The sequence below is a fragment of the Nocardia aurantia genome (assembly GCF_009604425.1).
Lineage (GTDB): Bacteria > Actinomycetota > Actinomycetes > Mycobacteriales > Mycobacteriaceae > Nocardia > Nocardia aurantia.
In genome coordinates this window covers 107,670-120,127 of the sequence record NZ_WEGI01000009.1, presented here as the reverse complement: position 1 = coordinate 120,127, position 12,458 = coordinate 107,670, and the positions used below count along the sequence as shown (strand labels likewise).

8 protein-coding genes are annotated in these 12,458 nt (G+C 70.8%); 5 read left to right on the top strand and 3 right to left on the bottom strand.

Annotated features, from left to right (window positions below; genetic code table 11):
• Positions 1 to 43 precede the first annotated feature (43 nt).
• Entirely contained in the window at positions 44 to 907 is an 864-nt protein-coding gene (locus NRB56_RS20680) for an oxygenase MpaB family protein (RefSeq protein ID WP_153344677.1), read from the top strand.
• Between the two features lie 9 nt (positions 908 to 916).
• Here NRB56_RS20680 and dapC read toward each other — a convergent pair whose 3' ends face one another.
• The 3 genes from dapC to NRB56_RS20665 form a co-directional block, all read right to left on the bottom strand.
• A complete protein-coding gene (gene dapC, locus NRB56_RS20675) occupies positions 917 to 2,026 on the bottom strand; it encodes a succinyldiaminopimelate transaminase (RefSeq protein WP_153344675.1) in 1,110 nt (369 codons plus the stop codon).
• Positions 2,027 to 2,039: 13 nt separating this feature from the next.
• On the bottom strand, positions 2,040 to 2,363 hold the full coding sequence (gene fdxA, locus NRB56_RS20670) for a ferredoxin (protein ID WP_026343351.1): 324 nt from the start codon (positions 2,361 to 2,363) through the stop codon (positions 2,040 to 2,042).
• Positions 2,364 to 2,532: 169 nt separating this feature from the next.
• Positions 2,533 to 5,133, bottom strand: a complete 2,601-nt coding sequence (locus tag NRB56_RS20665; protein ID WP_153344673.1) for a bifunctional FO biosynthesis protein CofGH — start codon at positions 5,131 to 5,133, stop codon at positions 2,533 to 2,535.
• Between the two features lie 123 nt (positions 5,134 to 5,256).
• On the opposite strand from NRB56_RS20665, the gene NRB56_RS20660 reads away from it, so the two are divergent.
• From NRB56_RS20660 to NRB56_RS20645, 4 genes are all read left to right on the top strand, one after another.
• On the top strand, positions 5,257 to 5,772 hold the full coding sequence (locus NRB56_RS20660) for a PH domain-containing protein (RefSeq protein WP_153344671.1): 516 nt from the start codon (positions 5,257 to 5,259) through the stop codon (positions 5,770 to 5,772).
• A 41-nt stretch (positions 5,773 to 5,813) separates the two neighbouring features.
• A complete protein-coding gene (locus tag NRB56_RS20655; protein ID WP_227838132.1) occupies positions 5,814 to 8,162 on the top strand; it encodes a PH domain-containing protein in 2,349 nt (782 codons plus the stop codon).
• Between the two features lie 321 nt (positions 8,163 to 8,483).
• A complete protein-coding gene (locus tag NRB56_RS20650; RefSeq protein ID WP_319943277.1) occupies positions 8,484 to 10,313 on the top strand; it encodes an APC family permease in 1,830 nt (609 codons plus the stop codon).
• A 186-nt stretch (positions 10,314 to 10,499) separates the two neighbouring features.
• Positions 10,500 to 12,455 (top strand): GMC family oxidoreductase, encoded by a 1,956-nt coding sequence (locus NRB56_RS20645; protein ID WP_153344669.1) that lies wholly within the window; start codon positions 10,500 to 10,502, stop codon positions 12,453 to 12,455.
• Positions 12,456 to 12,458 lie beyond the last annotated feature (3 nt).

The window sequence follows — 12,458 nt, the reverse complement described above, 5'->3', positions numbered from 1 at the left end:
TCTCACCATACCGAGCAAGCGTGACCGAGGAGCCGACCCCACGATGACGTCCACCGTGAGCCACACCGACGAGCAGTCCACCCCGCCGGCCGCGCTCACCCCGGCCGAGGTCCGCGAGCACATCGACGGCATCGCCGCATTCCTCGGCGGCGTCGCGAACGTGATCATGCAGCTGTCCCACCCACCCGTCGGCTACGGCGTGCTGGAAAGCACCGTGGACAGCGGCAAGGTGACCCTGCACCCGATCAAGCGGCTGCGCACCACCCTCACCTACCTGGCCGTGGCCTGGCTGGGCACCGAGGAGGAGCGCTGGGCATATCGCAAGGCGGTCAACGAATCCCACCGCTCGGTGCGCTCCGGGCCGGACAGCCCGGTGAAGTACAACGCCTTCGATCCGGAACTGCAACTGTGGGTGGCCGCCTGCCTGTACTGGGGTATCGACGACCTCTACACCCGCATGCGCGGACCGATGGAACCCGAACTGGCCGAACGGTTCTACCGCTACGGCGCCCGCCTCGGCACCACCCTGCAGATGCGCCCGGAGATGTGGCCGGCCGACCGCGCCGCCTTCTACGCGTACTGGGAGGAGAACCTGGCGAAGCGCACCATCGACGAACCGGTCCGGCGCTACTTCGACGACCTCATCGACCTGAAGATGATGCCGCGCTGGAATCAGGTGCTGTTCGGTCGTTTCCACCGCTACGGCGTGACGGCGCTGCTGCCGCAGCACCTGCGCGACGAGATGGGCATGACCTGGACCGATCGCGACGAGCGCGGCTACCGCATGATCCTGGGCACCGTCTCGACGGTGTGGCGGCGGATGCCGACGGTGATCCGGTGCATGCCGCTGAACACCTATCTCTTCGACATGCGCGTCCGGCGGCGGCTCGGCCTGCCGCTGGTGTGATCGGCCGGCTCAGGCCGCGGTCAATCGCGCCGCCGCCGCCGCGATGCGTTCGTCGGTGGCGGTCAGCGCGATCCGCACGTGTTGCGTACCGGAAGGTCCGTAGAAGTCGCCGGGTGCGGCGAGGATGCCGCGCTCGGCCAGCCAGTCCAGGGTGACCCGGGCGTGCTCGCCCCGGGTGGACCACAGATACAGCCCGGCATGCGAGTCGTCGATCCGGAAACCGGCCTGCCGCAAGGCATTCCGCAGAGTCTCCCGGCGGCGCCGGTAGCGTTCGCGCTGCTGCTGCTCGTGGTTGTCGTCGCCGAGGGCCGCGGTCATCGCGGCCTGCACCGGAAGCGGGACGATCATGCCGGAATGCTTGCGCACCTCCAGCAGTTCCCGCACCAGCGCCGGGTCACCGGCCACGAATCCGGCGCGGTAGCTGGCCAGATTCGAGGTCTTCGACAGCGAGTGGATGACCAGCAGCCCGGTGTGGTCGCCGTCGCAGACCTCCGGATCGAGCAGCGACACGGCCGGTTCGTCCCAGGCCAGGCCCAGATAGCACTCGTCGGAAGCGACGATCGCCCCACGCTCCCGGGCGAATTCGACCACCTTGCGCAGATGCGGGACGCCGAGCACCTTGCCGGTCGGATTGGACGGGGAGTTCAGGAAGATCAGTGCGGGCCGCTCCGGCCCCAGCCGGGTCAGCCCGTCGGCCCGCAGCACGCGGGTGCCGGCCAGCAGCGCGCCCACCTCGTAGGTGGGGTACGCGACCTCCGGGATCACCACCAGATCGCCGCCGCCCAGGCCGAGCAGCCGCGGCAGCCCGGCGATCAGCTCCTTGGTGCCGATCACCGGCAGCACCGCCTCGGGCGCGATGCCGGTGATCCCGTAGCGCCGCTTCGACGCGTCGACCGCGGCCGCCCGCAACTCCGGGGTGCCGTGGGTCGCCGGATACCCCGGCACCTCCGACACCGAGGCCAGCGCCGCCCGGATCAGCGGATCGACCGGGTCGACGGGTGTGCCGACCGACAGGTCGACGATGCCGTCGGGATGCGCCTCCGCCCGCCGCTTGGCATCGGCGATGGTGTCCCAGGGAAAATCGGGCAGCAGTGAACTGACCCGGCCACGCGTGGTCAAATTCGGCGACCCGCTACTCACCGGCCATCGGCGGCAGCGCGGCGATGAACGGCGGATCGAAATCGACCTTGCCCACCTTGGTCGCGCCGCCCGGAGAACCCAGATCGTCGAAGAAGTCGACGTTGGCGTTCACGTAACCGCTCCACTGGTCCGGAGTGTCGTCCTCGTAGAAGATGGCCTCCACCGGGCACACCGGCTCACATGCACCACAGTCCACGCACTCGTCCGGATGGATGTACAGCATGCGACCACCCTCGTAGATGCAGTCCACGGGGCATTCCTCGATGCACGCCTTGTCCTTCACGTCAACGCACGGTTCAGCGATGATGTACGGCACTGCCGCTCTCTCCTAGTCTGGTCCTTGCCCGCGGGTGTTCCGCGCACGAAACCCTATCCTCAGGCCTGAAGGTTACCGCCGGTCATCCCTGCTCAACTCGAGACCCCGACGACAGCCGTCGATCGCCGACGCGCGGCATCGCTCGTCTGCGGTCCACAGTAGTCGCCGATCAACCGACCGGCAGCGGGAGCGGGGTGCGCTCCGGCGGCACGCCGTAGGTGGTGGTGCGCTGCCTGGCCGGCCGGCCGATCCCCTCGGCGATCCCGACCAGTTCGGCGACGGTCTTGGCGGAACCGTGCTCGGAACCGGCCATCCGGGAGATGGTCTCCTCCATCAGCGTGCCGCCCAGATCGTTGGCCCCGCCCTCCAGCATCAACTGGGTGCCCCGGGTGCCGAGCTTCACCCAGCTGGTCTGGATGTTATCGATGCGGCCGTGCAACATGATCCGGGCCAGCGCGTGCGCCGCCCGGTTGTCGCGGACCGTCGGGCCGGGCCGGGAGGCGCCCGCCAGATACAGCGGAGCGCTCTGGTGCACGAACGGCAGCAGCACGAATTCGGTGAAACCACCGGTCTCGTCCTGGATGCCGCGCAGTACCCGCAGATGCCCGACCCAGTGCTTCGGGTTGTCGACGTGGCCGTACATCATCGTCGAGCTGGAGCGCAGACCGACCCGGTGCGCGGTGGTGATGACCTCGATCCACGCCGAGGTGGGCAGCTTGCCCTTGGTGAGCACCCAGCGCACCTCGTCGTCGAGGATCTCCGCGGCGGTGCCGGGGATGGTGTCCAGCCCGGCCTCGCGCAGCGCCGACAGCCAGTCGTGGATGCTCGCGCCGCCGCGGGAGGCGCCGTTGACGATCTCCATCGGGCTGAACGCGTGCACATGCATCGAGGGCACCCGCTTCTTCACCGCCCGCACCAGATCGGCGTAGCCGGTGACCGGCAGGTCGGGATCGATACCGCCCTGCATGCAGACCTCGGTGGCGCCCTCCACGTACGCCTCCCAGGCCCGGTCGGCGACCTCCTCGGCGGACAGCGCGAAGGCGTCGGCGTCGCCCTTGCGCTGCGCGAAGGCGCAGAACCGGCAGCCGGTGTAGCAGATATTGGTGAAGTTGATGTTCCGGTTGACGATGTAGGTGACCACGTCGCCGACGGTGTCGCGGCGCAACTGGTCGGCGAGGGCGGCGACGGCGTCCAGTTCCGGGCCGTCGGCGGTGGCCAGCGCCAGGTACTGGTCGTCGGTGAGCCCGCCCGGATCCTGTTCGGCGGCACGGAGAGCCGCGGTGACATCGGTGTCCAGCCGCACCGGGGCCGACAACGACAGCACCTGCTCGCGCACGGTCTCCCAGTCGCCGAACGCGCCCAGAATCTCCGAGCCGAGCCCGGAATCGCTGCGGGACTCGGTGTTCCGGCCCTCGCTGTCGATGGCGGTGTTCAGGTCGACCCGGCCGACGGACTCCCAGTCGTGGTCCGGCTCCTGCCAGGGCCGGCCCACCGGATTCACCGCGCGGGCCAGGCCGGTGGCGGGATCGGCCAGCGCGGCGACATGCCCGGCGACCCGCGGATCGATCCACGGATTGCCCGCGAGCACATACTTCGGATGCGCGGTCAGGCGCGGGGTGAGCACGTAGCCCGACGCGGCGGTCACCTCGGCCAGAACGTCCAGATTCGGCCAGGGCCGTTCGGGATTCACATGATCCGGAGTCAGCGGCGAGACGCCGCCCCAATCGTCGATACCCGCCTCGATCAGCATCCGGCACTCGTCCAGCGAGACCAGATTCGGCGGCGCCTGCACCCGCATCTTCGGGCCGAGCAACAGCCGGGTGACGGCGATGGTGGCCCGGAACTCGGCCAGGTCGGCATCGGGGGTGTCGCGCATCGCGGTGTCCTGCTTGGCCAGGAAGTTCTGCACGATCACCTCCTGGACGTGTCCGAAAGCCTTGTGCGCCTTGCGAATCGCCAGGATGGAGTCGGCCCGTTCGACCAGCGTCTCGCCGATGCCGACCAGGATGCCGGTGGTGAACGGAATCGACAGCCGGCCCGCGTCGGTCAGCGCGCGCAGCCGCACCGCCGGATCCTTGTCCGGGCTGCCGTAGTGGCATTCGCCCTTCTCCGTGAACAACCGCTCGGAGGTGGTCTCCAGCATCATGCCCATCGACGGCGCCACCGGCTTCAGCCGCGACATCTCCGCCCAGGTCATGACACCCGGATTGAGGTGCGGCAGCAGGCCGGTCTCCTCCAGCACCCGGATCGACATCGCGCGCACGTAGTCCAGGGTGGAGTCGTAGCCGCGCTCGTCCAGCCACTGCCGGGCCTCCGGCCAGCGCTCCTCCGGTCGGTCGCCGAGGGTGAAAAGCGCCTCCTGGCAACCCAATTCGGCGCCCCGCGCGGCGATCTCCAGCACCTCGTCCGGTTCCAGGTACATGCCGCGGCCCTCGGCGCGCAGCTTGCCCGGCACCGCGACGAACGTGCAGTAGTGACACTTGTCCCGGCAGAGGTGGGTGAGCGGGATGAACACCTTGCGGGAATACGTGATCGGCAACGGGCCCGCGCCCGCGTAGCCGGTCTCCCGCAGCCCGGCGTCCCGGACCCGGGCCGCCGACGTACACAGATCCGCCAGATCGTCGCCGCGGGCGTGCAGCAGCACGACCGCCTCGTCGAGGTTCAACGTCGCACCGTCACGGGCCCGGCGCAGCGCGCGGCGCATCGCCGAGGAGCTGGGCGGGGTGGGTGGGATGCCCGGGTTCGGTAGATCCGTCACGGTGTCGATCATGCGCCAACCATCCGACTGTTTCTCCCTCTGGTGTCCGTTGCCGAGACACAACCCGGTGTCCGAGCAGGCTATTCCGGCTCCGGCGCAAGACTTCCGTCGGGGGTGCGTGCCACGATTGTCGGTATGGGCCTGCCGCTGGAACCCCCGCCCCCGGTCAGCATCATGGGCGCACCGGCCCGGCGACCGAGTCCCCGGGCGAAACTGCTCTGGGCGCTGGCCCCCGCATTCGGCTGGGCGGTACTGCTGATCGCCGGGCTGGTGTGGCTCGTTCTGGATCAGGACCGGCGGGTCGCCCAAGTGATCGTGTTGGTGGTCGGCGCGCTCGCGGCGGCCTTCAGTGTGGTGGTGGTGCCGCTGTGGCGGTACGCCGTGCATCGCTGGGAGATCACCGACACCGCTGTGTACGTCCGCGCCGGCTGGTTCACGCAGGAGAGCCGGGTGGCGCCGCTGACCCGGGTGCAGACCGTCGACACCCACCGCGGGCCGCTCGAACGGCTGCTCGGTCTCGCGACGGTCACGGTCACCACGGCCTCCTCGGCGGGCGCGGTCCGGATCACCGCGCTGGACCTGCCGGTCGCCGAACAGACCGTGGCCCGGCTGACCGCCAGCGCCGCCGCCGATCGCGGTGACGCGACGTGACCGGGCCGGTCCCGGCGCCCTGGGAGCGCCTCGATCCGCGGATGTTGCTGCTGCATCCGGTGCGAGAGGTGGTCCGCTACATCCCGGTGCTGCTGGCCACCGTGATCATCGGCACCCGCAACGACAATCCGATGTGGGGGTTCGGAGCCCTGGTGTTCATCGTCGCGGTGGCGGTGACCCGCTGGTTCACCACCACCTACCGGCTCGGCCCGGACACCGTCGAACTGCGTCGCGGTCTGATCCAGCGCAAGACGCTGACCGTCCCCCGCTCCCGGATCCGGTCGGTCGACGTCCGAGCCGACCTGCTGCACCGCCTGCTCGGATTGGCCGTCCTGACCATCGGCACCGGCCAGCTGGCCGGCCGCGAGGAGCGCTTCCACCTCGACGGCGTGGACGCCCGCGCGGTCCCCGCCCTCCGCGCCGCCCTGCTGAGCGACGCCGTGCCGAACCGCTCCCCCCGGACCGATCCGGCCGCACCACCTCCGAATCCACCCGGTCAGGGCAACCCTGTCTCCCCGCCACCGGTCGCAGGGCCCGGCATCGCGCTCACCGGCCCGGCACCCTCGGACACACTCCGCCCCACCCCGGCCGGCGCGAACAGCCTCGGCCCGTTGGCTTTCGCGCCGGGTACGTCGAACCCGCCCTCGCCGCGGACATCCGCCGCGCCACAGACCGCGTCGCAACCGGCCGCCACCGGACTCGCCGCCACGCACGCCCCGGCGCCGAATCCCACGGCACCGCCCCCCGACACACGCCAGGTCACGGCATCGCACACCGATGTCGCGCAACCGACGCCCCCACTCGCCGACGCCGGGCAACGCGCGAACACGGCACAGTCCCCCGACACACGCAAGGTCACGGCGTCGCACACCGATGTCGCGCAACCGACGCCCCCACTCGCCGACGCGGGACAACTCGCGGACGCGGTACCGCCCCCCGACACACGCCAGATCACGGCATCGCACACCGATGTCGCGCAACCGACGCCCCCACTCGCCGACGCCGGGCAACGCGCGAACGCGGACGGCGTCGAGCCCACGACATCGCACGTCGTCTCCGGCCCGCTCGGGTCGTCCCCGGGCGGTGGCGAACACGCAGCGAACCTGTCCGCGATCGGCGCGGAGCCGGTCGATCGGGGAGCGGCGATCCGGGTTCCGGCCGACGGGGTCGACCGGGACGATGCGGCATCGGCGAATTCGGTTGCCGCCCAGAATCACGATCCGAACGTCGGCGCATCTGCCCTCGTGGCGCCGATCTCGGAGCTGGAGACCGGCCGGCCGGGCCGCGCCGGGTTCGGCCGGTCCGACGGCGCGTCGCGCGGCTACTTCGGCGAGTCCGAACCGGCCGGTGCCGAGATCGGGCATTGGCGGGCCGGGTGGGTTCGGTATGCGCCGCTGTCGCTGACCGGGCTGGCGATCTTCGGCCCGCTGGCCGGTCTGGCGTCGCAGTACGGCGCCACCGACCGGCTGGTGCACTCGCAGACCGTGCAGGGCCTCGGGCGGCACAGCGGCCTGTTTCTCGCGCTGGTGGCGCTGACCGGGGTCATGATCCTGCTGCTGGTCAGCGCGGCGGCGGCCAGCCTGCGGTATCTGACGACGTGGTTCGGTCTGCGGGTGATCGACGACGGCCAGCGCCTGCACATCAATCACGGCCTGTTCACCACCCGCCAGATCACCCTGGACCTGTCCCGGTTGCGCGGCGCGACGGTGAACGAACCGCTGTTGCTGCGGCTGGCCGGTGCGGCGGAACTGGAGGCCGTGATGACGGGAACCCGTACCCGCCAACGCATTCTGCCCCAGGCGCCCCGCGCCGCGGTCGACCGTACCCTCGCCCACCTGTTGTCCGAAACCATCCGGCAGGGCGCACCCGAATCGAATACGACTGCACCACAATATGTTCCGATCGAGGCCTGGGCACCGGTGACCGCGGAACTCGTGCGGCACGGATCGCGCGCACACCGTCGGCGCTACGTCCGAGCGCTCGCACCGGTGGCGGTAGCCGCGGCAATCACGCTCGGAATATCACTGGGCGGCAACCACATTCCCGATTGGATCTGGCTCATCCTGGTGTTCCTCGGGGTCGTCGCCGCGGCCGTGGCCGAGGATCGCTACCGCGGCCTCGGCCACGCGGTACTGCCCGGCGCGGGCGCCCGGCCGACCTGGCTGATCACCCGCGACGGCAGCCTGGACCGCGAGCGCCACTGTCTGGCGGCGCCCGGCGTAATCGGCTGGACGGTCCGCCGAACCTTCTTCCAGCGCCGGGCCGGACTCGCGACCGTCGTCGCCGCGACGGCCGCAGGCAAGAAGCGCTACCTGGTCCGCGACGTCCCGGTCGCCCAGGCCTGGGACATCGTCGATTCGGTGACACCAGGCATCCTCGGCACACGCTGACCGGCCACGGTCCGCACCTTTCGGCGCTGTGAAGGCTCCGGTCACGTTCGTCACCACGGATCAGCCCCCTGATCGACCCCCGGAACCGACCGCCGGAACCGGCCGCCAGCGCAAGTGGCCAGCTCAGGCGGCCACCGCACCCGGCTCTCGCACGCGGTTGCCGCAAGCAGTCGGCGGCGGCCACCCGCAGGCGGCCATCGCAGGCGGCTGACGCAGGCATCGTTGTCGGCCACCACGCCGCAGTCGGCCGTCACCAACCGGATCGGGGCCGGGAATGTGTCGGTGCCAGGGGATTCGTCGCGGGCCGCGTTGAATGGGCCGGTGGCCGACAAGATCGCGCACTACGTGCAGGACCTGCCCATCGCCGATCGGCGGCTGCGCCGGCATCAGCGGGGGGACGAATTCCGGCTGACCGCGTTCGGTGGCCTCGCCGCGCTGTCGCTGGACGCGCTGACCAGCGTCGCGTACGGCCCCGAGTCGATCGTGCTGGTGCTGGTCACCGCAGGGGCGGCGGCGGTGTCCTGGACGCTGCCGGTCTCGATCGCGATCGTGGTGCTGCTGGTCGTGCTGGTGATGTCGTACAGCCAGGTGATCGCGGCGCACCCGGACGGCGGTGGCGCGTACGCGGTGGCGGCGAAGGATCTCGGCAGCCGGGCCAGTCTGCTCGCGGCGGCCAGTCTGATCGTCGACTACGTGCTCACCGTCGCGGTCAGTCTGGCCGCGGGGGCGGCCAGCCTGGCCAGTGTGTTCCCGGCGCTGGCCGGGCATCTGCCGACGATGACGCTGATCGGGCTGGCCGGATTGACGGCGATCAACCTGGTCGGTGTCGCGGAATCGGCACGGGTGCTGATGGGTCCGACGATCGTCTTCGTGGTGGCGGTGCTCGCGGTGATCGTGGCCGGGCTGTCGCACAGTACGCCGGTCGCCGTGATCGGCACCGACCTCGGGCCGTTCTCGCCGACCGACGGCGTCGGAATCGTCCTGCTGCTCCGGGCTTTCGCGGCCGGCTGCTCGTCGCTGACCGGGGTCGAGGCGATCGCGAACGCGGTGCCGGCGTTCCGGGCACCGGCGGTGAAACGGGCCCAGCACACCGAGATCGCGCTCGGCGCGCTGCTCGGACTCATGCTGCTGGGCCTGGCGGTGCTGATCCGGTCGCACCACACGGTGCCGCGCGGCAATGTCACTGTGCTGGCGCAACTCTCGGCCGGCGCGTTCGGCACCGGCTGGGCGTTCTACCTCACCAATCTCGCCGTGACCCTGGTGCTGGTGCTGGCCGCGAACACCAGTTTCGGCGGACTGCCGGTGCTGCTGTCACTGCTCGCGCACGACAACCGGGTGCCGCACCTGTTCGGAATGCGTTCGGAGCGACCGGTTTTCCGCTACGGCGTGGCCGCCCTCGCGGCGCTGGCCGCCGTGGTGCTGCTGATCGTGCGCGCCGATACGCATCGGCTGCTGCCGGTGTTCGCGATCGGGGTGTTCATCGGATTCACGCTCAGCCAAACGGGTTTGGTGCGGCACTGGCTGCGGGCGCGGTCGCCCGGTTGGCGATGGCGGGTGGCGCTCAACGGATTCGGCGCCGTGCTCACCGCGGTGGCCGGAGTGGTGCTCCTGGTGGAGAAGTTCACCGAGGGCGCGTGGCTGCTGCTGATCATCGTGCCGACGCTGATCCTGTTGTTCACCCGCACCCAAAGCTATTACCGTTGGGTGGCACAGCAATTGGGTATGGGCACCATCCCGCCGCGGCCGGAGCCGGAGCGGGCAACCCTGGTGGTGGTGCCGGTGGTGGCGGTCAGTTCGATGACCGCGCGGGCCCTGGAGACGGCGATGGGCATGGGCGCGGAGGTGCACGCCGTCGCGGCCGAGATCGACCCGGCCTCGACCAAACGCCTGAGCGCCCGCTGGAAACGCTGGGATCCGGGCGTGCCGCTGCGGGTGCTGCCCGCCCCCAATCGCAGCCTGATCGCCACCCTGGTCGGCTACGTCCGCAAACAGACCGGCAAGGGTCATCGGGTCACGGTGCTGCTGGTCCAGATCGACACCCCGCACTGGTGGCAGCGGCTGCTGCACAATCCACGCGGCCCAGTCCTGGCCGCCGCGCTGCGGACCCGGACGTCGGCGGTGGTCGCCACCCTCACCGTCCACCTGCACTGATCACACCGGAGCGAGCGTCGGGCCGGCCGCCGCGCCATGGTCGGCCACCCCGACGCTCGCGGGTCAAGTAAACACGAATTCTGGTTCCTGAATCCGCTGTTACAGGTGAACTTCCACCCATAAGTAAGCAGATATTCGTCACATGTGATACAACTCACCCGATCCTATGAAGGGTGGATGTTTCCGATGGAACCGACGGCGAAACAGCGCGCCGCGCTGAGCCTGATCTGCGACACCTTCGTCCCCGGCGACGGCTCGGCGCTGCCGTCGGCGTCGGAGCTGGGCGCCGTGGACACCGTGCTGCGACTGCTGGCCCGCAATCCGCGCGAGGCGGAGACGAAACAGCTCATGACCCTGCTGAACCTGTGGGATTCGCGGATGTTCGGCCTGCTGACCGGCCGTGGCCCGCGCCGCTTCTCGGCGCTGTCGCCGCAGGACCGCGAGCGCGCGCTGCTGCGGCTCGGATCGTCCGGCCTGGCACCGGTGCGCGCGATCTTCCAGGCCCTCGAGGGCGCGTCGGTCCTCGCCTACAACATCACGCCCGGTCCGTCCGGCGCCAATCCGTTCTGGACGGCCATGGGTTATCCCGGCGCGCCGGGCGCGCTGGAAGGCGCGCCGGAGCCGGCCCTGCGGCCCCTGCGCTACACCGCCCCGACCGCGCTGACCTGTGATGTCGTCGTGGTCGGATCCGGCGCCGGCGGTGGCGTGGCCGCGGCGGTGCTCGCCGAGGCCGGCCTCGACGTGATCGTGCTGGAACGCGGGAACTACTACGACGACCGGGATTTCGGCACCGGCGAACTCGAGGCACTGACCCGGTTCTATGCGGGCGGTCCGGCTGCCACGGCCGAGGGCCAGCTCGCCCTGGTCGCGGGCAGCTGCCTGGGCGGCGGCACGGTCGTCAACTGGAGTACGTCGCTGCCCACCCCGGACCATGTCCGGGCGGAATGGGCCGGGGTCGGTGCGGAGCAGTTCGCGACGGCGGAGTTCGGCGACGCGCTCGCGGCCGTGTCGAAACGGATCTCCGTCACCGGCGACCGCTCGCCGCTGTCGGAGCGCGACGGCGTGCTCGAGCGCGGCGCGCAGGCGCTGGGCTGGGCGGTGGATCCGTTGCCGCGCAACGTCTCCGACGCCTGCGACGCGGGCGTCGAATGCGGTCGCTGCGGCCTCGGCTGCCGCCTGGGCGCCAAGCAGTCGGTGACCAAGACCTGGCTCGCCGATGCCGCGGTCGCCGGGGCGCGCCTGGTGGTCGACGCGAACGTCCGGCGGATCGAGGTGCGCGGCGGCCGGGCCGAGGAGGTGGTGGCGACCACCTCGGACGGGGCCGAGATCCGGGTGCGCGCCCGCGCCGTGGTGGTCGCGGCCGGGGCGATCCAGACGCCCGCGCTGCTGCGGCGGTCCGGGCTGCGCAACGAGAACATCGGCCGCTACCTGCGGCTGCATCCGGCGGCGGCCGTGTTCGGCGTGTTCGACGACGAGATCCGCCCCTGGGAGGGGGCGCTGCAGGCCCGGATCTGCCGCGAGCACGCGGATCTCGACGGCAACGGCTACGGCGTCATCTACGAGACCGGACCCACCCATCCCGGCGCGGGCAGCGGCTTCCTGAGCTGGCAGGGCGCTGCCGCGCACCGCGAGGTGATGTCCGCGTTCGGCCGCTCGAACGCCGTCGGGATCATCACCCGCGACCGCGATCACGGTACGGTGACCGTCGACCGCACCGGCGAGCCGGTGGTGAAGTACCGGCTGTCCGATTACGACGCCGCGCATCTGCACACCGGAATCGAGGGTGCGGCAAGCATTCTGGAGGCCGCCGGGGCGCGGCGGATCTTCTCCGGACATCAGGCCGGGGTCTCCTACGAACCGGGCCGGCGCGGCTCGCACGCCGAATTCGCCACGGCCGCGAAGGCGGCCGGTTACGGACCCGGACAGTGCGCGATGGGCGCCCTGCACATCATGGGCTCGGCGCGGATGGGCGGCTCGGCGACCCTGTCGGCCACCGATCCGGACGGCGCCACCTGGGACGTGCCCAATATCGTCGTCGCCGATGGCTCCTGCTTCCCGACCGCGCCGGGCGTGAACCCGATGGTGTCGATCGAGGCCATCGGCTACATGAACGCCGCCCGGCTGGCGGCCCGGTTGCGCTGAGCC